This is a genomic window from Streptomyces sp. NPDC091271 (genome assembly GCF_044757505.1).
Lineage (GTDB): Bacteria > Actinomycetota > Actinomycetes > Streptomycetales > Streptomycetaceae > Streptomyces.
On sequence record NZ_JBIVVD010000005.1, the window covers coordinates 42747 to 63948 of the forward strand.

General features: G+C 73.0%; 19 protein-coding genes and 1 riboswitch. Of the genes, 11 read left to right on the forward strand and 8 right to left on the reverse strand.

The genetic code is table 11. The features are described from left to right. Positions 1-10 precede the first annotated feature (10 nt). Positions 11-706, forward strand: coding sequence for a hypothetical protein (locus ACIQM3_RS21320; protein WP_401626611.1), 696 nt, complete (start codon positions 11-13; stop codon positions 704-706). Positions 707-747: 41 nt separating this feature from the next. On the opposite strand, the gene ACIQM3_RS21325 is transcribed toward ACIQM3_RS21320, so the two are convergent. From ACIQM3_RS21325 to ACIQM3_RS21335, 3 genes are all read right to left on the reverse strand, one after another. Continuing rightward, the gene (locus tag ACIQM3_RS21325; RefSeq protein ID WP_401626612.1) at positions 748-1539 is read right to left on the reverse strand and encodes an enoyl-CoA hydratase/isomerase family protein; all 792 of its coding nucleotides are present in this window, start codon (positions 1537-1539) and stop codon (positions 748-750) included. Positions 1540-1690: 151 nt separating this feature from the next. Continuing rightward, a complete protein-coding gene (locus ACIQM3_RS21330) occupies positions 1691-1912 on the reverse strand; it encodes a helix-turn-helix domain-containing protein (protein ID WP_018518904.1) in 222 nt (73 codons plus the stop codon). Positions 1913-2270: 358 nt separating this feature from the next. After that, complete coding sequence (locus ACIQM3_RS21335) at positions 2271-3869, reverse strand: ABC-F family ATP-binding cassette domain-containing protein (RefSeq protein ID WP_401626613.1); 1599 nt, start codon at positions 3867-3869, stop codon at positions 2271-2273. Positions 3870-4120: 251 nt separating this feature from the next. Between ACIQM3_RS21335 and ACIQM3_RS21340 the strand changes: the two genes are divergently transcribed. After that, positions 4121-4798, forward strand: a complete 678-nt coding sequence (locus ACIQM3_RS21340; RefSeq protein WP_401626615.1) for a neutral zinc metallopeptidase — start codon at positions 4121-4123, stop codon at positions 4796-4798. A 67-nt stretch (positions 4799-4865) separates the two neighbouring features. Further along, positions 4866-5276, forward strand: a complete 411-nt coding sequence (locus tag ACIQM3_RS21345; RefSeq protein WP_401626617.1) for a VOC family protein — start codon at positions 4866-4868, stop codon at positions 5274-5276. A gap of 95 nt (positions 5277-5371) precedes the next feature. Here the strand turns inward: ACIQM3_RS21345 and ACIQM3_RS21350 are convergent, their stop codons facing one another. From ACIQM3_RS21350 to ACIQM3_RS21360, 3 genes are all read right to left on the reverse strand, one after another. Continuing rightward, positions 5372-6670: a hypothetical protein gene (locus tag ACIQM3_RS21350; protein WP_401627423.1), complete on the reverse strand. Its 1299-nt coding sequence runs from the start codon at positions 6668-6670 to the stop codon at positions 5372-5374. 185 nt (positions 6671-6855) lie between these two features. Continuing rightward, complete coding sequence (locus tag ACIQM3_RS21355; protein WP_401626619.1) at positions 6856-7995, reverse strand: alpha/beta hydrolase; 1140 nt, start codon at positions 7993-7995, stop codon at positions 6856-6858. 67 nt (positions 7996-8062) lie between these two features. Next, a complete protein-coding gene (locus tag ACIQM3_RS21360; protein ID WP_401626621.1) occupies positions 8063-8722 on the reverse strand; it encodes a class II aldolase/adducin family protein in 660 nt (219 codons plus the stop codon). Between the two features lie 247 nt (positions 8723-8969). On the opposite strand from ACIQM3_RS21360, the gene ACIQM3_RS21365 reads away from it, so the two are divergent. From ACIQM3_RS21365 to ACIQM3_RS21395, 7 genes are all read left to right on the forward strand, one after another. Then, positions 8970-10220, forward strand: coding sequence for an anion permease (locus tag ACIQM3_RS21365; RefSeq protein WP_401626623.1), 1251 nt, complete (start codon positions 8970-8972; stop codon positions 10218-10220). Positions 10221-10232: 12 nt separating this feature from the next. Further along, positions 10233-10457: a hypothetical protein gene (locus ACIQM3_RS21370; RefSeq protein WP_401626625.1), complete on the forward strand. Its 225-nt coding sequence runs from the start codon at positions 10233-10235 to the stop codon at positions 10455-10457. Positions 10458-10641: 184 nt separating this feature from the next. Continuing rightward, positions 10642-10771, forward strand: a riboswitch (cobalamin riboswitch). A gap of 128 nt (positions 10772-10899) precedes the next feature. Beyond that, a complete protein-coding gene (locus ACIQM3_RS21375) occupies positions 10900-11844 on the forward strand; it encodes a cobalamin biosynthesis protein (protein ID WP_401626627.1) in 945 nt (314 codons plus the stop codon). Beyond that, positions 11841-13427, forward strand: coding sequence for a cobyric acid synthase (locus ACIQM3_RS21380; protein WP_401626629.1), 1587 nt, complete (start codon positions 11841-11843; stop codon positions 13425-13427). Before ACIQM3_RS21375 ends, ACIQM3_RS21380 begins: the two co-directional genes overlap by 4 nt. Further along, positions 13424-15454 (forward strand): putative cobaltochelatase, encoded by a 2031-nt coding sequence (locus ACIQM3_RS21385; RefSeq protein WP_401626631.1) that lies wholly within the window; start codon positions 13424-13426, stop codon positions 15452-15454. Before ACIQM3_RS21380 ends, ACIQM3_RS21385 begins: the two co-directional genes overlap by 4 nt. Further along, positions 15454-16053: a cob(I)yrinic acid a,c-diamide adenosyltransferase gene (gene cobO, locus ACIQM3_RS21390; RefSeq protein ID WP_401626632.1), complete on the forward strand. Its 600-nt coding sequence runs from the start codon at positions 15454-15456 to the stop codon at positions 16051-16053. The genes ACIQM3_RS21385 and cobO overlap by 1 nt, the downstream gene beginning before the upstream one ends. Continuing rightward, on the forward strand, positions 16047-17393 hold the full coding sequence (locus ACIQM3_RS21395) for a cobyrinate a,c-diamide synthase (protein ID WP_401626634.1): 1347 nt from the start codon (positions 16047-16049) through the stop codon (positions 17391-17393). Before cobO ends, ACIQM3_RS21395 begins: the two co-directional genes overlap by 7 nt. Positions 17394-17503: 110 nt before the next feature. Here ACIQM3_RS21395 and ACIQM3_RS21400 read toward each other — a convergent pair whose 3' ends face one another. After that, complete coding sequence (locus ACIQM3_RS21400; protein WP_329227400.1) at positions 17504-18226, reverse strand: ZIP family metal transporter; 723 nt, start codon at positions 18224-18226, stop codon at positions 17504-17506. Between the two features lie 91 nt (positions 18227-18317). On the opposite strand from ACIQM3_RS21400, the gene cobC reads away from it, so the two are divergent. Continuing rightward, positions 18318-19829, forward strand: coding sequence for an Rv2231c family pyridoxal phosphate-dependent protein CobC (cobC, locus tag ACIQM3_RS21405; protein WP_401626637.1), 1512 nt, complete (start codon positions 18318-18320; stop codon positions 19827-19829). Positions 19830-19892: 63 nt separating this feature from the next. On the opposite strand, the gene ACIQM3_RS21410 is transcribed toward cobC, so the two are convergent. Beyond that, positions 19893-20888 carry an SCO1860 family LAETG-anchored protein gene (locus ACIQM3_RS21410; protein WP_401626638.1) on the reverse strand — a complete coding sequence of 332 codons (996 nt, stop codon included), beginning with the start codon at positions 20886-20888 and terminating at the stop codon, positions 19893-19895. Positions 20889-21202 lie beyond the last annotated feature (314 nt).

A 21202-nucleotide genomic window follows, 5' to 3' on the forward strand; every position in this document is an offset into this window, starting at 1 on the left:
GGGTGGAGCAATGACAACGGCTGACAGCCCGCACCGGGCCGATGGATGGACGACTGCGGTACGCCAACGGCTCGGTCTCGGCAGACTGCTCCCTCTGGGCGGCCCCGCGGACGGATCCTGGATCGCGGAACGAGCGGCGGCAGAGGTGCTGAGGGACGCCGCGGCCGGATCGGGGGCCGCGCTGGGGAAGCTCAGGATCGCCCCGGCCGACGAGGACAAGGCCCCGGATCCGGTGGTGCCGCGGCCTCCCAGCGGGCTGCGGCCCGGACCGCTGCGGATCGAGGCAGGCTTCTCCGCGACGGCGCGGCGGCCGCTGCCCGCCACCGCTGACGCCTTGCGTGCGGTCCTGCTGGCGGCGGCGGCTCGGCGGCTCGGTCTGGTGGTCGACGAGGTGGACCTCAGGGTGACGGGGCTGCTGGAGGAGGAGCCCCGCCCCGACAGGGAGCCGTCCGCCGTCGTTCACGCGGCGGAACCCGACGGATCCGCGGGGATGGCTGCGGCAGGGGTCCCGGGAGTCGTCTCGCTGACGCGGGTGCTGGGCAGCGCGGTGCAGCACTCGGAAGGCCATGTCCAGGTGGAGCTCGCGACGGCAGGGGACCACCGGGCGCTGGACGTGGCGCAGGCGGTGCGCGGCGCGGTGGCCGAGGCCGTGGAGGGCAGGCCGACGGTCGCTGTGCTGGTCACAGCCGTGGTGAAACGGGACTGACACGGCCCCCGCCGGGCGGCGGGGGCCGGGACCAAGGCTGTTCAGTCGGAGAGGCCCGCGAGGTCGCGCAGACGGCGCCCCTGGGCGGCGCGCTCGGCGGTGCGCTGCTCCTCGTACGTACGCGCGAGGGCGCCGCTCAGCAGCGCCTTGGTCTCGACGACCGCGTCGCGCGGGGCGGCGAGCAGGGCCCCGGCCAGGTCGCGCGCCGCCGCGTCGAGCTCATCGGCGGGGACGACGAGGTTGGCGAGACCGGTGCGCTCGGCCTCCTCGGCGTGCACGAAGCGGCCGGTGGCGCAGATCTCGAGCGCGCGCGCGTACCCCACGAGGTTCACCAGGGGGTGGGTGCCCGTGAGGTCGGGAACGAGACCGAGGCTGGTCTCGCGCATGGCGAACTGCACGTCCTCGGCGACGATCCGCAGATCGCAGGCGAGGGTGAGCTGGAAGCCGGCACCGATCGCGTGCCCCTGCACGGCCGCGATCGACACGATGTCGTTGCGGCGCCACCAGGTGAACGCCTCCTGGTACTCGGCGATGGTCGCGTCGAGCTCGGCCTCCGGGCCGCGCGCCATGTCGAGGAAGGACGGCTCGCCGTCGAAGCCCTCGGGTGCGAATGCCTGCCGGTCGAGGCCCGCGGAGAAGGACTTGCCCTCGCCGCGGAGCACGACGACCCGCACGCTGCCGGGGAGTGCCCGTCCGGCCTCTGCCAACGCCCGCCACAGAGCGGGAGACTGAGCGTTGCGCTTGGCCGGGTTGGTGAGCGTCACCGTGGCAACCGCGTCATCGACGGTGAGCCGTACGCCGTCCTTGTCGAGCACAGAGTCGAGCGAGGTCATGGAGCGCCTCCGGATCGGGTGCAGTCAGCACTTACTGGCAAGTAACTGAACAGTAACCACCCGGACGACCTCGCGGCCGGCCGGGTGGCCACCCGGTGTTCCGGAGAGCCCCAGGAGCGGACGTACGCCCACTCCGAACCCGCTGTCGCCGTCAGGCCGTAGCGGCCTTCTTGCCTCGAGTCGCTCCGCCGCGTCCTCGCAGCGTGACTCCGGACTCGCTGAGCATCCGGTGGACGAATCCGTAGGAGCGGCCCGTTTCCTCGGCCAGCGCCCGGATGCTCGCACCGGAGTCGTACTTCTTCTTCAGGTCTGCCGCGAGCTTGTCGCGCGCGGCGCCGGTCACCCGGCTGCCCTTCTTCAGAGTCTCGGCCACCCGTGCCTCCTCAAGGAAGTGCGCTCTGGACTCTCATGATCACCCCTCCTGCGCTTCCTGGCCACCCATTCGGCAAGGTCCGTACGACCGGATTCCGCGTCCGGAAGCGGCGGAACACAAGCGGAATCCGGCATTCCCAGGGCCTTCGGGCCCCTGAGGAACGGCCCGCGGGAAAAACGGCCAGGTCAGGGCCGTACGGGGTGGAGTGGCCGGAAATGAGTGCGCCCGGCAGCTATCTGCCGGGCGCCGCGCCGGGGTACGAGACCCACTCACCCAGATGATGGATCACCGATGGGCCGAATGATCCAGACGCATTGGATCACCGGGCCCCGCACCGGATCCAGGAGCCCCCGGCGGGTCAGGCCAGGGCCACCAGGTCCCGGTAGTCCGCACCCCAGAGGTCCTCGACCCCGTCGGGCAGCAGGATGATCCGCTCCGGCTGGAGCGCCTCGACCGCGCCCTCGTCGTGGGTGACGAGGACGACGGCGCCCTTGTAGGTGCGGAGCGCCCCGAGAATCTCCTCACGGCTGGCCGGGTCGAGGTTGTTCGTCGGTTCGTCGAGCAGCAGCACGTTGGCGGAGGAGACGACGAGCGTCGCCAGGGCGAGCCGGGTCTTCTCACCGCCGGAGAGCACTCCGGCGGGCTTGTCGACGTCGTCACCGGAGAAGAGGAAGGAACCGAGCGTCTTGCGGACCGCGACCAGGTCGAGGTCGGGCGCCGCCGAACGCATGTTCTCCAGGACGGAGCGGTCCGGGTCGAGGGTCTCGTGCTCCTGGGCGTAGTAGCCGAGCTTGAGGCCGTGACCCTCGATGACCTGGCCGGTGTCGGGCTTCTCGGCGCCGCCGAGGAGGCGCAGCAGAGTGGTCTTGCCCGCGCCGTTGAGGCCGAGGATCACGACTCGGGAGCCCTTGTCGATGGCCAGGTCCACGTCGGTGAAGATCTCCAGCGACCCGTAGGACTTGGAGAGGCCCTCGGCCATCAGCGGGGTCTTGCCGCACGGGGAGGGGTCGGGGAAGCGCAGCTTGGCGACCTTGTCGGAGACCCGCACGGCCTCCAGGCCCGAGAGCAGCCGGTCGGCGCGCTTGGCCATGTTCTGGGCGGCGACGGTCTTGGTGGCCTTGGCGCGCATCTTGTCGGCCTGCGCGTTGAGGGTCGCGGCCTTCTTCTCGGCGTTCTGGCGCTCGCGCTTGCGGCGCTTCTCGTCGGCCTCGCGCTGCTGCTGGTAGAGCTTCCAGCCCATGTTGTAGATGTCGATCTGCGCGCGGTTGGCGTCGAGGTAGAACACCTTGTTGACCACGGTCTCGACGAGCTCGACGTCGTGGGAGATCACGATGAAGCCGCCGCGGTAGGTCTTGAGGTAGTCGCGCAGCCAGACGATCGAGTCCGCGTCGAGGTGGTTGGTGGGCTCGTCGAGCAGCAGGGTGTCGGCGTCCGAGAAGAGGATGCGGGCGAGCTCGACACGGCGGCGCTGACCACCGGAGAGGGTGTGCAGGGGCTGACCGAGCACCCGGTCGGGCAGGCTCAGCGCGGCGGCGATGGTGGCGGCCTCGGCCTCGGCGGCGTACCCGCCCTTGGTGAGGAACTCCGTCTCCAGGCGCTCGTACCGCTTCATGGCCTTCTCGCGGGTGGCGCCCTTGCCGTTCGCCATCCGCTCCTCGTTCTCCCGCATCTTGCGCAGGATCTCGTCGAGCCCGCGGGCCGAGAGGATGCGGTCGCGGGCCAGGACGTCGAGGTCGCCGGTGCGCGGGTCCTGCGGGAGGTAGCCGACCTCACCGCTGTTGGTGATGGTGCCGCCGGCCGGCGTCCCCTCCCCCGCCAGGCACTTGGTGAGGGTGGTCTTGCCCGCGCCGTTGCGGCCGACCAGGCCGATGCGGTCGCCCTTGGCGATACGGAAGGAGGCGGACTCGATGAGGATGCGGGCGCCGGCGCGCAGCTCGATGCCGGAAGCGGTGATCACGGAAAAACTCCAGGGCGGTATGGACGGCGGAGGGACAGCGGGCTCACGACTCGACGCCGTCTAATGCACAAGGAGAATTGCCATGGGACTCAGTCTACTGGCGGTGTCCACCTGCTTTACCGCATGCTCCCGGCCCGTCACCGCTCCACCGCGGTGCGTCACAGATCCGGGCACACCCGATCGAACTGGCTGGTACTCGGCACAGGACGGCACACGCGCCGTGGAGCGGCCGGAGCAGAGGGTGGCGGCCCATGCGGTTCGACGACGACGCCGGTCTGGACACGTCCGAGGTCCAGGACGCGCGCGGCAGCCGGTTCCCGGGCGGCCGGGCCACCATGGGCGGCGGCATCGTCGGTCTCGTCGCGCTGGTCCTCGGCCTGTTCCTCGGCGTGGGTCCGGAGCAGCTCGGCCTCTCCTCGGGCGACCCGGAGCCCGCGGCCACGTCCTCGTCGGCCGCGCAGGTCGAGCAGAACTGCCGGACGGGTGAGGACGCCAACACCAAGGACGACTGCCGGACGGTGGCGGTGGTCAACAGCGTGCAGGACTACTGGAGACAGGTGTTCGAGCGGAGCGGCGTGACGCAGAACCAGCTGGGCACCCTGAGCAGGGCGCAGGACGGCAGGCAGGGCACCGACAGCGGTTCCGTGAAGGTCGAGCTGCAGGCGGACTGCTTCGCCGGGGTCTGGGCGAACCACGCGACGACCACTCCGGCCGAGTCGGGGCGGCCCCTGATCACGGAGCTGACCGAGGCGGACATCCAGGACGGCCTCGACGCGGCGGCGGCCGTCGGCGACGACCGGATCCAGGAGAAGTTCCAGGGGAGCGTGAATCCGGAGTCCTGGACGCACGGCTCGTCCGCGCAGCGGCGCCAATGGTTCACCACGGGCTTCCGCACCGGCGACCCGAGCCGCTGCGACACCTTCGGCTGACGTTGTCGGTGGCCGGTGGAAGACTGAGACGGAGATCACATCCAGTTGGCTGGAGAGGGTGAGCGTGATGGCAGGCACGGACGGTGTTCCCACGATCTTTCCGACGCTTCTGTACGACGACGCGAAGGCCGCGATCGGAGTGCTGACCCAGGCCCTGGGGTTCACCGCGGAAGGGGTGTACGAGGGCGAGGACGGCAGCGTGATCCATGCCGAGCTGTCCTGCGGCAACGGCCGGGTGATGCTCGGTTCCAAGGGGGGCGGGGGCGTCTTCGCCAAGGCGATGGCCGGTGCCGGGCCCGCCGGGGTGTACGTGGTGGTGGACGACGTGGACGCCCATCACGCGCGGGCCGTGGAGCACGGCGTGGAGATCCTGATGCCGCCCACCGACCAGGACTACGGCTCACGCGACTACATGGCGCGGGACGCGGAGGGCAACGTGTGGAGCTTCGGGACGTACGCCCCGGGGGCCTCGGGCTGACTCCCCCGGGGGCCTCGGGCGGCTGCTCCCCCCGGGGGCTGCGGGCGGCTGCTCCCCCCGGGGGCTGCGCCCCGGCGCCGCGCCGGCGCGCGCGGTCAGGCCCCGCCGGTGTGCACCTGGAAGGCGGCGCGGCGTACGGCCTTGGCGAGGGCCGGGTCCGGGTGGGCGGCGGCCAGGGCGACCAGCACCTGGACGGTCCGCGGGTGCCCCACGGCACGCACCTCGTCCAGGAGCGCGGGGACCGTGCCCTGGACCGCGGAGTCGAGATGGCGGACCAGCAGCCCGGTCTCGCCGTGGTCGGCCACGGCCGCGGCCGTGTCGACCCAGAGCCAGGTTGCCTCCTCACGGCTGAGGACGTCCTGGGCGTCGTCCGGGTCGGTGCCCTCGTACTCGGCGAGCCAGAGCAGGGCGTACGGGCGCAGCGGCGCCTCCGTGACGACGGAGCGGACGACGGGCTCCGCGGGGGCGCCGACGACGCGCAGCGCCTCGAAGGCGAGGCCGCGCAGCAGGGCGTCCTCGCCGCGGGCGACGGCCAGCAGTTCGGCGACAGCGCTGCCGACGGGCCGGGCGGCGAGCCAGGCCCGGTATTCGGCGCGGGCCGGGCCGGGGGTGAGCCGGGCGCAGCCGAGCAGCATGTCGGCCGCGGACTGCTCGATGTTGCCGGCCGGGCTCTGGGCGGCGACGCAGATCTGTTCGAGCTTGACCCAGACCGCCCAGTTGCCCAGCGGGGTGAGGGTGGCGTGGCCGGCGCCGAGCGTGAGGGCGCCGACGGAGGCGAGGCCCTCCAGGGCCCAGTCGAGCAGCAGGGCGTTGAGGTCGGCGGACCGCCCGCCCGCGGACACGGGCTGGTCCTGCGGTCCGTACGGCACCTCGCACCGCTCCTCGTGGAGCTCCGCGACGCGCTGGCCCAGCAGGTCGAGGAGCGCGGGCACGGTGACGGCGCCCGCCGAGAGCTGGAGCAGGGAGAGCACCTGGGGCACGGCCTCGACGGCTTCCGCGACCGCGGTGGCCTCGATGCCGTCGGGTGAGGCGTGGACCAGTGACCAGGCGTCGAAGAGCGCCACCCAGCCCCGGAGCACGGCGGAGTCGTCGCGGTCCCAGGCACGCAGCCGCCAGCCGGGGCGGGCGGTGTCGCCGTGCAGCTCGACGAGTCCGGCCAGCCTGGCCCGGTCCCAGCCGGCCCGGACCTGGGCCGGCGACAGCTCCAGTGCGGCGGCGGCCCGCTCCAGGGCCTGGGCGGCGAGCGGGGCGGAGGCCGTGCTCGTGCCGTCCGCGGCCCAGTGGGCGATCCGTACGGCGTCGGCCAGCACGGCCCTGGCCTGGCGTGCCAGTTCCGCCGGTGGCGGTGTGCCCTCGGGTGGGCGGGGGGCCGGCCTGGTGCGCCGGGTCGTCACGGCCTTGCGGGCGGTCGCCTGGGGTCGCGGGCGGACAAGTCGCAGCCTGGAGTCGCGCGGGGTACGGGACGTCACGAGGAGCAGTCTTGCCTCTGACGGCCCGAAAGCCCAAACGGAAGCCGTGTCACCGGGGTTCGGGGGGCTTCAGGGCCGGGGTGCCAACCGGGCGGTTCCGGCGCATCAGCTCACATCAGGGGCGTAAGAAAGCGCCGTAGCGCCTCTTCGTAACCGGCCGGGTCGGCATTCCACATCGCCGCATGCGGAGCCTGCGGTACGGAGTGCAGGGACACCAGGTCCGGGCGGCGCTCGGCGAGTTCCCGGGACTGCTGCCAGGGAGCCAGGGTGTCGTCGGGGCCGTGGACGATCATCGTGGGGGCGTGCAGGGCCGTCGGCACCGAGGTGTCCAGGAGCGGGGCTCCGTGCAGTCCGGTCTGGCCCTGGGCGGCCCGGACGGCGAGGGGCAGCAGCGCGGACGGGACGCCCCGGGCCGAGGCGAGGGCGCGCAGGGTGGTCTTCCAGTCCAGGACCGGGGAGTCGAGGACCAGGCCGCTGATGCGATCACGGAGGGCGGAGTTGACGGCCGCGTGCAGGGCCATCGAGGCGCCGGAGGACCAGCCGTACAGGATGACGTTCTCGGCCCCGTAGCGCACCGCGTAGCGGATGGCCGCGTCGAGGTCGCGCCATTCGGACTCGCCGAGGTGGGCGAGTCCGTCCGGGGAGCGCGGGGCGCCCACGTCGCCGCGGTAGGCCAGGTCGAGCACCGGGAGCTGCTGGGCGTGGAGGAACTCCATCACGTTCATGGGGTGGTCCCTGGTGGTGCCGAGGCCGTGCACCGTGATCACCCAGGTGTCGCGGGCGGCGGGCACGAACCAGGCGGGCAGGGGACCGAGTTCGCCTGGGACCTCGACCTCCTTGTAGGCGAGGCCGAGGGCGGCGAGCGGGTCGCCTACGTGGAGCTCCGGGGTGAGGCGGACCCGGGCGCCCGGCTTCAGGCTGCCGAGGTTCACGCGCTCCAGCCGGCGGACGACGGTGTCGGGAGAGATGGCGGAATGACCCGGCACCTGTTCGATCACCGGGCCGACCACCGCGTGGACACCGCGGCCGGCCAGTCCGTACGTACCTGGGCGCAGCGCGGGAAAGGAGCGGGTCAGAGTGATCTGCCCGGCCGCGGTGGCGTGCACGGTGAGACGGCGGTCGGCCGGGAAGGGCCGTGGGGAGGGCGCGCCGAGGGCGGCGTCGCTGGCGTAGCGGCCGGCGGCGACCGCTGCCGCGCAGACGCCGAGGATCGAGGTTGCGGCCACTGCCGCCGCTGTTGCCGGGCGCACGGCTCCAGTGTCGTGGGCCGGGGCTCCGTTGGCCAGTGGGCAGGGGCCGTACGGCGCGGCGCCGGGCTCAGCCGCGCTGGCCGTAGCCCTTCAGGGCGTCCTGGACGTCGTTCAGCTGGGCCGGGGTGAGGAGGCTCGGGCTGTGGCCGGGCACGGAGCTCGCGGTGAGCCAGAGCCTGCACATCCATTCGAGCTGGGCGGTGCGGTCGTAGGCCTCGTCGAGGGTGCGCCCGTAGGTGACGGTGCCGTGGTTCCGCAGCAGGCAGCCGGTGCGGTCGCGCAGGGCGGCCAGCATGTTGTCGGCGAGCTCCGGCGTCCCGTAGCGCGCGTAGGCGGCGGTGCGGACGGGGCCGCCGAGCAGGGCGGCGGCGTAGTGGATGAGCGGCACCTCGGGGACGAGGGTGGAGACGGCCGTGGCGTGCACGGCGTGGGTGTGGACGACCGCCGCGGCGTCGCTGCCGCGGTAGACGGCCAGGTGGAGCGGGAGTTCGCTGGTCGGGACCAGGTCGCCGAGGACCTGGCGTCCTTCGAGGTCGACGCCGACGGCGTCCGCGGGGCCGAGCCGGTCGTAGGGCACCCCGCTGGGGGTGACCAGGACGATGTCGCCCACCCGGGCCGACACGTTGCCCGAGGTTCCGACGACCAGGCCGTCCGCCGCCGTCCTCCGGGCCGTCGCGACGACTCCGTCCCACGCCTGTTCGACAGCACGCTTATCCATGTCACCCATACGGGGATCCTAAGAGTCACGTGACCCATGTCTCCCCGAAGGGATGAATCGGTCGCGGTCAAGATCCCCCGCGTCGGGTGGCACCGGGCCCCGCACCGGCGGCGACGGTCCGGCCCACCCCCCGCGCACACAAGCGGAACCGGTGCACACGGTTGGGGTCACCGTGCCGCCCTGCCCAGTTCATCTTCCGTTCACCCTGGTTGCTTACGTTCCACGTGCCAATGACGTCGAACGATTGCCTGGGTAAATGGAACACATCACGCTGCTGCTCGCGATCGTGATCGTGACAGCTCTCGTGTTCGATTTCACGAACGGTTTCCACGACACCGCCAACGCGATGGCCACCACCATCTCGACCGGCGCTCTCAAGCCCAAGACAGCGGTGGCCATGTCCGCCGTTCTCAACCTCGTCGGCGCGTTCCTGTCGGTGGAGGTCGCCAAGACGATCTCCGGCGGGATCATCAACGAGAACGGCCTCAGAACCGAGGTCATCTTCGCGGCGCTCGTCGGCGCGATCCTGTGGAATCTGCTGACCTGGCTGGTCGGCCTGCCCTCCAGTTCCTCCCACGCACTCTTCGGCGGCCTCATCGGCGCCGCGGTCATGTCGGCCGGCTGGTCCTCGATCAACGGCGGTACCGTCGTCACGAAGGTCCTGCTGCCCGCGATCGCCGCCCCGGTCGTGGCCGGTCTCGCCGCGCTGCTGGCCACGAAGCTGACGTACCGCCTCAACCGGAAGATCACCGACGAGGCGCAGCTGAAGTCGACCGCCAAGGGATACCGCGCCGGCCAGATCGCCTCGGCCGGTCTCGTCTCGCTCGCCCACGGCACCAACGACGCGCAGAAGACCATGGGCATCATCACCCTGGCCCTGGTCACCGGTGGCGTCCTCTCCCCCGGCTCCAACCCGCCGGTCTGGGTCATCGCCTCCGCGGGTATCGCCATCGCGATGGGCACCTACCTCGGCGGCTGGCGCATCATCCGCACCATGGGCAGTGGCCTCACCGACCTGCGTCCGCCGCAGGGCTTCGCAGCCCAGACCAGTGCGGCCACGGTCATCCTGGCCTCCTCGCACCTCGGCTTCTCCCTCTCCACCACGCAGTCCTGCTCCGGTGCCGTCATGGGCGCGGGTCTCGGACGTAAGGGAGGCGTGGTCCGCTGGTCCACCGCCACCCGGATGTTCGTCGCCTGGGGCCTGACCCTGCCGGCCGCCGGTCTGATGGGCGCGGGCGCCGAGTTCCTGACCAAGCAGGGGCCCTGGGGCGTCGCGGTGGTCGCCGTCCTGCTCGTCGCCGGCTCCGCCGCCATCTGGCTGCTGTCGCGCCGCAAGCCGGTCGACCACACCAACGTGAACGCGGAGGCCGAGCCCCCGGGCGTCGTCACCACCGCCATCTCCGCGGTCAGCCCGCCGCCCGCCGGTGTTGTCGTACCGGAGCTCAAGACCACCATCTCGGCCCCGGCCACGACGGCCGGAACCCCGGCCGACCCGGCCACGGTGTAAGGACGAATCCGCATGAACATCGACTGGGCAGCTCTCGCGTCCGTCTTCGGCGTCAGTCTCGTGGTCACCGTCGCGCTGGTCGGCCTCTTCACCCTCGGCATCACGGGCATGGCCAGGCAGACGACGGCCGCGCAGGGCGGCGGCGGTGCCAACGGCCTGGTGCGCACCGGTGCGTACGCCTGCTTCGGGCTGTGCGCGGCGGCGGTCGCGTACGGGATCTATCTGATCGTCGCCTGACCGCTCCCGCACGGACACCCACCCGGGCCGGACACACCACGTGTGTCCGGCCCGGTGTGCGTCTGAGCACATTGAAGCCTCGCAGGTCAGCGGCAGGTTGACGGGCATTCACGGGGCGTGGTGGACTGCCGGTGCCATTTAGGCTGGCCGGCACACACGTGCCGGCCGGCCTTACGGCGACAGGAGAGGAAGCCGGTGCGAATCCGGCGCGGTCCCGCCACTGTCACCGAGGAGCAGCCTCCACACGGAAGTCACGGCCCGCCACCGCGGGCTGGAAGGCCGGAGGAACTGCGGATCCGGAAGCCAGGAGACTCTCGTCGCCGGTCACGTCGAACCAGGGCGCGGACCCTGAGTGAGGACATACGCCATGTCTGGCTGCCCTGCGTCGGTCGCTGCACCACCTGTCACGAAGGTCCTCCGAGGCGCGACGGCCGGCTGAGCGGTGCGAGCCGACCGCATCTTCGCGTACGGAGCCGCCGCCGGCCTGATCGGCGACCTGCTGTTGGGTGATCCGCGGCGTGGCCACCCCGTCGCCGCCTTCGGGCGTGGAGCGGCGGGCGCCGAGCGCCGCCTGTGGCGCGACCACCGCGGCTGGGGCGCCCTGCACACGCTCGTCTGCGCCGGGGGCGCCACGGGCGCTGCCGCGCTGGCCGCGCGTGCCGTGCGGAACCGTCCCGCCGCCGCCGTGGCGCTGACAGCCGTAGCCACCTGGTCCGTCGTCGGGGGCACCTCGCTGGGCCGTGAGGCCCGCGCCATCGGCGGGGCGCTGGCCGCCGGGGACATCGACCTGGCCCGGGAGCGGCTGCCTCATCTGTGCGGCCGCGACCCGCAGTCGCTGGACGGGCAGCAGATCGCCCGCGCCGTGGTGGAGTCCGTCGCCGAGAACACCTCCGACGCCGTGGTGGGAGCCCTCGTGTGGGGCGCGCTCGGCGGTGTGCCCGGGCTGGTCGCCTTCCGGGCCGTCAACACGCTCGACGCCATGGTCGGGCACAAGTCGCCCCGCTACCGGCGCTACGGCTGGGCGTCGGCCCGGCTCGACGACGTCGCCGGCTGGCCCGGGGCCCGGCTCACCGCCGTGCTCGCCGTGGCCGCCGGGGGGCGCCCGCGTGAGGCGGTCCGGGCCTGGCGGGCGGACGCGGGCAGGCATCCCAGCCCCAACGCGGGCCCGGTCGAGGCCTCGTTCGCGGGGGCGCTCGGCGTACGGCTCGGCGGCACCCTCGCGTACGGCGGGCGGGTCGAGCACCGGCCTGTGCTCAACGGCGAGGCCGGCCGGGACGTGCGGGTCACGGACATCGAACGCGCGGTGCGGCTGTCGCGCCGGGTGAGTGTGCTGGCCCTCGTCGTGTGCGCGGCGGGGCGGTCGGCCATGGGACGGAGAGTCGGATGAGCGGCGGGCTGCTGGTCGCGGGGACCACTTCGGACGCGGGCAAGAGCGTCGTCACGGCAGGGATCTGCCGGTGGCTGGTGCGCCGGGGGGTGAAGGTCGCGCCGTTCAAGGCGCAGAACATGTCGCTGAACTCGTTCGTCACCCGGGAGGGGGCGGAGATCGGCCGTGCCCAGGCGATGCAGGCGCAGGCCGCCCGGGTGGAGCCGTCGGCGCTGATGAATCCGGTGCTGCTCAAGCCCGGCGGCGACCGGTCGAGCCAGGTCGTCCTGATGGGGAAGCCGGTCGGCGAGATGAGTGCGCGCGGCTACCACGGCGGTCGCCAGGAGGCGCTGCTGGGGACGGTCACGGACTGTCTGGAGCAACTGCGGGGCACGTATGACGCCGTGATCTGCGAGGGGGCGGGCAGTCCGGCCGAGATCAACCTGCGGCGCACGGACATCGTGAACATGGGCATCGCCCGGGCCGCGCGCTTTCCCGTGCTGGTGGTCGGCGACATCGACCGGGGCGGCGTGTTCGCCTCGTTCTTCGGCACGACGGCTCTGCTGAGCCCCGAGGACCAGTCACTGGTCGCGGGATACCTCGTCAACAAGTTCCGCGGTGACGTTTCGCTGCTGGAACCCGGTCTCGACATGCTGCTCGGGCTCACGGGGCGGCGGACGTACGGGGTGCTGCCCTACGCCCATGGTCTGGGCATCGACGAGGAGGACGGGCTGCGCGTGTCGATGCGCGGCACCGTACGGGAGTCGGTCGTGGCGCCGCCGCACGGTGAGGACGTGCTGCGGGTCGCGGTGTGCGCGGTGCCGCTGATGTCGAACTTCACCGATGTGGACGCGCTGGCGGCCGAGCCGGGTGTGGTGGTGCGGTTCGTGGACCGGGCGGAGGAGCTCGTCGACGCGGACCTCGTGATCGTGCCCGGGACGCGGGGCACGGTGAAGGCGCTGGCGTGGCTGCGCGAGCGGGGGCTGGCCGACGCGCTGGTCCGGCGTGCCGCGGAGGGCCGCCCGGTGCTGGGGATCTGCGGAGGGTTCCAAGTGCTGGGCGAGCGTATCGACGACGACGTGGAGTCACGGGCCGGACTGGTCGAGGGGCTCGGACTGCTGCCCGTACGCGTCCGTTTCGGCCGGGAGAAGGTCCTGGGGCGCCCCGTAGGTTCGGCGCTCGGTGAGCCGGTGGAGGGGTACGAGATCCATCACGGGGTCGCCGAGGTGAGCGGCGGCGAGCCGTTCCTCGACGGGTGCCGGGTGGGTTCGGTCTGGGGGACGCACTGGCACGGGTCGCTGGAGAGCGACGCGTTCCGGCGGGCCTTCCTGGGCGAGGTCGCGCGGGCGGCGGGGCGGCGGTTCACCGCGGCGCCGGACACGAGCTTCGGGGCGTTGCGGGAGGAACAGCTGGACCGACTGGGGGATCTGATCGAGGAACACGCGGACACGGACGCGTTGTGGCGCCTGATCGAGGCCGGCGCGCCGGAGGGGCTGCCTTTCATCCCGCCGGGTGCGCCGCCCGCGCCCGCCCCGGACCCCGTTCCTCCGGCGCCGGGCGTGCCCGGTCATGCAGTTGTGGTTGCGACAGAGGAGGCCCTGTGAGTACGCCGTATCCCTTCACCGCCATCGTCGGACAGGACGACCTGCGGCTGGGACTCCTGCTCAACGCGGTCAGTCCCGCCGTCGGCGGGGTCCTGGTCCGCGGCGAGAAGGGCACCGCCAAGTCCACCGCCGTACGCGCGCTGGCCGCGCTCATGCCCGAGATCGCGGCCGTGGCGGGGTGCCGTTTCTCGTGCGACCCGGGAGCACCCGATCCCGCGTGTCCCGACGGTCCCCACGAGACGGGCACGGGCGTGTCGCGTCCGGCGCGGACCGTGGAGCTTCCCGTCGGCGCGTCGGAGGACCGGCTGGTCGGCGCCCTCGACATCGAACGGGCTCTCTCGGAGGGCGTGAAGGCCTTCGAGCCGGGGCTCCTCGCCGACGCCCATCGCGGGATCCTCTACGTCGACGAGGTCAACCTCCTCCATGACCACCTGGTGGACCTGCTGCTCGACGCGGCCGCCATGGGCGCCTCGTACGTGGAGCGGGAGGGTGTCTCCGTCCGTCACGCGGCGCGCTTCCTGCTGGTCGGGACGATGAACCCGGAGGAGGGCGAGCTCCGGCCGCAGTTGCTGGACCGCTTCGGGCTGACCGTCGAAGTGGCGGCCTCGCGTGAGACGGACCTGCGCGTCGAGGTCGTACGGCGCAGGCTCGCCTACGACGACGATCCGGCCGGGTTCGCCGCGCGGTGGGCCGACGAGGAGGCCGCGTTGCGTGAGCGGATCGTCGCCGCGCGCGCCCTGCTTCCCCGTGTGGTGCTCGGCGACGGCGTGTTGCGGCAGATCGCGGCGACGTGCGCGGCGTTCGAGGTCGACGGGATGCGTGCCGACATCGTCATGGCCCGCACCGCGACGGCGCTGGCCGCGTGGGCGGGGCGCGAGGAGGTCGTCGCGGACGACGTGCGGCAGGCCGCGCTCCTGGCACTCCCCCACCGGCGCAGGCGCAATCCGTTCGACGCGCCCGGACTGGACGAGGACAAGCTGGACGAGGCCCTCCAGGACGCGGCGGACGGCGACGGCGGAGGCGACGACGACCCGGACCCCGACGGGCCCGGGGGCGGCGGGGTGCCCCCGCAGGGCGGTGGCCCCGACGACGGCGGCAGGGACACGGATGGTCCCGACGCCGGCGGTGCCGACGCGCCCGGCCCGGAGCAGACCGGGAGCGGCGACGCGCCCCCGCCGGGCGGCGGCGGGGAGCAGCAGCCCGTGCGGGCCGGCGAGCCGTTCCGCACGAAGATGCTCAGCGTGCCCGGACTCGGCGAGGGCGCGGCCGGGCGGCGGTCCCGGGCGCGTACCGAGCACGGCCGGACCACCGGGTCGCGGCGGCCCGAGGGTGCGCTGACGAAGCTTCACCTGGCGGCGACCGTGCAGGCGGCGGCTCCGCACCAGCGGGCGCGAGGGCGTTCGGGGCGGGGTCTCGTCGTACGGCGGGACGATCTGCGGCAGGCGACGCGGGAGGGGCGCGAGGGCAATCTCGTGCTGTTCGTCGTGGACGCCTCCGGGTCGATGGCGGCCCGGCAGCGGATGAGCGCCGTGAAGGGGGCGGTGATGTCGCTGCTGCTGGACGCCTATCAGCGCCGGGACAAGGTCGGCCTGGTCACCTTCCGCGGCAAGGACGCCGAGGTGGTGCTGCCGCCCACCTCGTCGGTGGACGCGGCCGCCGCGAGGCTGGAGACGCTGCCGACCGGCGGGCGCACCCCGCTGGCCGCCGGGCTGCTCAAGGCGCACGACGTGCTGCGGGTGGAGCGGCTGCGTGATCCGTCACGGCGGGCGCTCCTCGTCGTGGTGACGGACGGCCGGGCGACCGGGGGCGTCGACCCGGTGGCGCTGGCGGCGCGGGCCGGACGGCTGCACGCCTCCGAGGGCACCGCGTCCGTCGTCGTGGACTGCGAGTCGGGGATCGTACGCCTCGGGCTCGCCGCACAGCTCGCACGGGATCTGGGGGGCAGCGCGGTCACGCTCGACGAGCTGCGCGCCGACTCGATCGCCGGGCTGGTCAAGGACATCACTGCTGCCGGGAGGGCCGCTTAATGCCACAGGGACAGCCGGTATCGGTACCGGACGACGGACTGACGACACGTCAGCGGCGCAACAGGCCGCTGCTGTTCGTCCACACGGGAATCGGCAAGGGCAAGTCGACGGCCGCCTTCGGGCTGGCGCTGCGCGCCTGGAACCAGGGCTGGCCGATCGGGGTGTTCCAGTTCGTGAAGTCGGCGAAGTGGAAGGTCGGCGAGGAGAACGCGCTGAAGGTGCTGGGCGCGAGCGGCGAGGGCGGCACAGTCGACTGGCACAAGATGGGCGAGGGGTGGTCGTGGGTCCAGCGCGACAACCAGCTGGACAACGAGGAGAAGGCCCGCGAGGGGTGGGAGCAGGTCAAGCGTGACCTGGCCGCCGAGACGTACAAGCTGTACGTGCTCGACGAGTTCGCCTACCCGATGCACTGGGGCTGGATCGACACCGACGAGGTCGTCGAGGTGATGCGGAACCGTCCGGGCACCCAGCACGTCGTGATCACGGGCCGGAACGCCCCGCAGAAGCTGATGGACGCCGCCGACCTGGTGACCGACATGTCGAAGGTCAAGCACCCGATGGACGCCGGCCAGAAGGGCCAGAGAGGCATCGAGTGGTGAGTGTTCCTCGTCTGGTCATCGCCGCACCCGCTTCGGGCAGCGGCAAGACCACGGTCGCCACGGGCCTGATGGCCGCCTTCGCGGGGCGCGGTCTCGCGGTGTCCCCGCACAAGGTGGGGCCCGACTACATCGACCCGGGTTACCACGCGCTGGCCACCGGCCGCCCGGGGCGCAACCTCGACGCGTACATGTGCGGGCCCGGTCTGATCGCCCCGCTGTTCACGCACGGGGCGAGCGGCTGCGACCTGGCCGTCGTCGAAGGGGTGATGGGGCTGTACGACGGGGCCTCGGGGCAGGGTGAACTCGCCTCGACCGCCCAGGTGTCCAAGCTGCTGCGGGCTCCCGTCGTGCTGGTCGTCGACGCGTCCTCGCAGTCGCGGTCGGTCGCGGCCCTCGTGCACGGTTTCGCCTCCTGGGACCCGGAGGTGCGGATCGGCGGGGTGATCCTGAACAAGGTGGCCTCCGACCGTCATGAGGCGCTGCTCCGGGAGGCACTCGACGAGTCCGGGCTGCCGGTGCTCGGGGTGCTGCGGCGGGCGCCGCAGGTGGCGACCCCCTCGCGCCATCTGGGCCTGGTCCCGGTGGCCGAGCGGCAGACCGACGCCCTCGACGCCGTACGGGCGATGGGTGACCGCGTACGAGAGGGTTGCGATCTGGACGCGCTGATGGCGCTGGCCCGTTCGGCGCCGGGCCTGCCCGACGAGGCGTGGGAGCCGGAGCGCCACCCCGATCCGGGGACCCGGCCGGTGGTGGCGGTGGCGGGCGGCGCGGCGTTCACCTTCGCCTACGCGGAGCACGCCGAGCTGCTGACAGCGGCGGGCGCGGAGGTGGCCGTCTTCGACCCGCTGCACGACGAGAAGCTGCCCACGGGCACGGCGGGGCTGGTCATCGGCGGCGGCTTCCCCGAGGTGTACGGACCGGAGCTGTCCGCGAACGAGCCGCTGCGCCGGGCGGTCACGGATCTGGCTCTTGCCGGTGCTCCGGTGGCGGCTGAGTGCGCGGGGCTGCTCTATCTGGCCCGTGAGCTGGACGGGCGGCCGATGTGCGGGGTGCTGGACGCCTCTGCCCGGATGTCCGAGCGGCTGACGCTCGGCTACCGGCAGGCGGTGGCGGTCTCCGACAGCGTGCTGGCCGTGGCCGGGACCCGGCTGCGCGGGCACGAGTTCCACCGGACGGTGCTGGAGCCCGGGGCGGGCGCGACGCCCGCCTGGGGTCTGCATCAGCCGGAGCGCCGGGTGGAGGGCTTCGTGCAGCAGGGCGTGCACGCGAGTTATCTGCACACGCACTGGGCGGCGGAGCCCGGGGTGGCCCGGCGTTTCGTGGAGCGGTGCCGGGGGTGACGTCGCTCCGCCCGCGTGGGCCGGTGCCGGGGGTGACGTCGCTCCGCCCGCGTGGGCCCGTGCCGGGGGTGACGTCGCTCCGCCCGCGTGGGCCCGTGCCGGGGGCGGCGTCACTCGGCGATGCCGACCACCAGCCAGATGAAGCCCACTCCCGCGACCGTGCACAGCAGCGTGGAGCGGGCCGGGTGGTCGTGGTGCGCCTCGGGGAGGATCTCGGCGGCGGCGAGGTAGAGGAGCGCCCCGCCGAAGAAGCCGAGATAACAGCCGAGCAGTTCCTCCGGAAGGGTGAACAGCAGTGTGGTCGCAGCGCCCACGATCGGGGCCAGCGCGTCCGCGTACAGCATCAGGAGCGCCTTGCGGCGGGCGTTCCCGTAGAGGCTGGTGATCGTGTACGTGTTGAATCCGTCGGCGAAGTCGTGGGTGATGACGGCGAGCGCGACGGCGGCCCCCATCCCGCCGCCGATCTGGAATGCGGCGCCGAGCGCGACACCGTCCATCAGGCTGTGGCCCACCATCGCGGCCGCCGCCGTCAGCCCGACCTGCGGCACCCTCTCCTCGCCCGCCCCGTGTGCCGCCTGGCGTACGGCCAGCGAGCGCTCGACGAGATGGGCCGTCAGGAAGCCGCCCACGAACAGCAGCAGGGCCGCCGGCACGCCGAAGACCACACCGCCCGCGGCCTCCACCGCCTCGGGCAGCAGGTCGAGACCGACCACACCCAGCATCAGTCCGCCGGCGAAGCCGAGCACGAGGTGCCGGCGGTCGCTGACGCGCTGCGCGACCCAGCCGCCCGCCAGGGTCATCAGGAACGCGCCGAGCGCGACGAATACCGCCATGGGCCCTTGCTAGCGGATTGACCCCGCCTCCCGCACCTCAGGCCGCCCTTACCCGTGTCCCCCAGCACTGTCCCCGGAAGGACCTTCTGCCATGACCCGAGCCGCGCTCGTCGTCGGCGTCGGCGCGCGCCGCGGCGTCCGGGCCGAGGAGGTGCTCGGGCTGATCCGGAGGACGCTCCAGGAGGCCGGGCTCGCGGCAGGCGACGTGATCGAGCTGGCCACCCTCGACACCAGGGCGGAGGACCCGGGGATCGCCGGCGCGGCGGAGCGCCTGGGGGTGCCCGTGCGGCCGTACACGGCCGGAGCACTGGCGGAGGTCCCCGTGCCCAACCCTTCGGCGGCGCCCCGTACGGCTGTGGCCACCGGGTCGGTCGCGGAGGCCGCGGCACTCGCGGACGGCGGTGAACTGCTGGTCCCCAAGCGGAAGTCGGCGTCGGTGACCTGCGCGGTGGCCCGCCGGAGGCCACCGGCAGGCACCTCGGCATCGACGAATGGCTCCGAGCCGTCCACCATTGCTGCCATGCTGCCCCCCACTGAGCACATCGAGAGCGCCGGGCCCGATCTGCGGCACCACGGCGACGCGGAAGTACGCGGCCTGGACCTGACCGACCTGGCCGTCAACGTACGGACCGGCACTCCCCCGGACTGGCTGCGGCAGCGGATAGCCGCGTCGCTGGTGTCGCTGGCCGCCTACCCGGACGGGCGGCCGGCGCGGGCGGCGGTCGCGGGGCGGCACGGGCTGCCCGAGGAGAGAGTCCTGCTCACGGCGGGCGCCGCCGAGGCGTTCGTGCTGATCGCCCGGGCGCTGCCCGCCCGGCGGCCGGTCGTCGTGCATCCGCAGTTCACGGAGCCCGAGGCGGCCCTGCGTGCGGCGGGGCACGAGGTCGGTCGGGTGCTGCTGCGCCCGGAGGACGACTTCCGGCTGGATCCGGCGGCGGTGCCGGAGGGCGCGGACCTGGTGGTCGTGGGCAACCCGACCAATCCGACGTCCGTGCTGCATCCCGCGGAGGTGCTGGAGCGGCTGGCGCGGCCCGGGCGGACGCTGGTGGTCGACGAGGCGTTCATGGACGCCGTACCGGGTGAGCGTGAGGCGCTGTGCGGGCGTACCGACGTCCCGGGGCTGGTGGTGCTGCGGAGCCTGACGAAGACCTGGGGGCTGGCGGGGCTGCGGATCGGCTATGTGCTGGCCGAACCGGCGACGGTCGCCCTGCTGCAGGAGGCGCAGCCGCTGTGGCCGGTGTCCTCCCCCGCGCTGGCGGCGGCCGAGGCCTGCATGGAGCCGCGCGCCCTGGTCGAGGCGGCGGACGCGGCGGACCGGATCGCGGTGGACCGGGCGCATCTGCTGGCCGGTCTTGCGGAGTTCAGCGAGGTGCGGGTGGTGGAGCCGGCCGCCGGGCCGTTCGTACTGCTGCGGCTGGAGCGGGCGGGCGAGGTGCGGGATCTGCTGCGCTCGCGCGGATTCGCGGCGCGGCGGGGGGACACGTTCCCCGGGCTGGGCGGTGAGTATCTGCGGCTCGCCGTACGCGACCGTGTGACGACCAACAGATTCCTGCAGGCGCTCGACCTGGCGCTGCAGGGGCTGCCCCGGAGAACCGTCGGCTGACGGTTCTCCGGGTGGATGGGAGCGGTGCTCCGATATGTGGGCACCGCTCCCGCCGGAAGGTGGTCAGTCCCGGGCGCGCTTACGGGCGAGGACCGTGGCGCCCGCTCCGACCGCCAGCAGGACGGCGGCTCCACCCGCGATGTACGGGGTCGAGGAGCTGGACCCGGTCTCGGCGAGGTCGCCGGAGCCGGTTCCGGCCTGGACCGGGTCGGATCCGGTCTGGGGCTTCACGTCGACGGGCTCCTCCTTGCCGCCGGTGCCGCCCGTGTCGCCGGAGCCGCTGTCGCCGCCCGTCGATCCGCCGTTGCCGGAGGAACCCCCGTTGTCCGAACCGCCGCCCTTGGGCGTCTCGCACGTCGCCTCGGCCAGCGTGATCTCGCCCTCCACCTCGGCGACGTTCAGCTTCAGCGGGTTCACGGAGACCCGCAGCTGGAGCGCCGTCGCGGCCGCCGTCCGCTTGGTCGTCACGGTCTTCGACAGGTCGAGCGTCACCTCACCGACGCCCGGCACCTCGGCCTTCGTCGTGCCTCCCGATGTGAGCGTTGTCCTCTTGCCGAGCACCGTCACATGCCCCAGCACGTTCGACTCCGCGACCGGCTTGTGGCCCGCCTCGCACACGGCCCTGGACGTGACCTTCTGGATCTCGATCAGCGAGAGCGCCCGCAGCCCCGGCACATGCACCCGCGCCGCGGCGAGGTTGCTGTATCCCTCCGCCTTGTGCGCGTCCACCGTGGCGTTCGCCGTGGCGACGTCGGCCTTCAGCATGTGGAAGGGACGGCCCTTGTCGACGCCGTCGAGCTCGACGGCGAGCGCGGTCTTCTCCGCGCTCGCCGGCGCGTGGACCTCGTTGAGCGAGGTCCTGAGCGGCACCTGGACCGACTTGTTCAGGAGCGAGACGTCGAGCCCGGCGCGGAGCACGACCGCGCTCGCCTTTCCGTGGCCTCCGCCCGGAGTGGCCGGGGCCGTCGCTGTGGCTGCGTGCGCGGGGACGGCGACGAGCAGTGCGACGGGAGCGGCGGCGATCGCCAGGGCAGCCGAACGGAAGGTGTTGCTGTTCAAGATGGTGGAACCCCCACAAGAGACATGGAGCCACCGGAACCGTCCAATGGGGGACATCGCGGGCACCGGTGGCCTCGACTCCGTGAATCTTTACGCACAGAGGGTGAACTGGCGGATACCTTGCGCCAGTTCACTCCAAAGAGGGGTTTCCGTGTGCACATTCGAATCCAACGGCACAGGAGTTCCTCGGAATCACCCGTTTCACTCCTCCGGGGCGTGCTGGGCGGACGCCCGGGGCGTCGCACCGAGAGGGCTCAACGAGAGCCGGGCCCCGGGGTCACCGCCGGTCAACACGGCGCCCCTGCGGGGGTCGG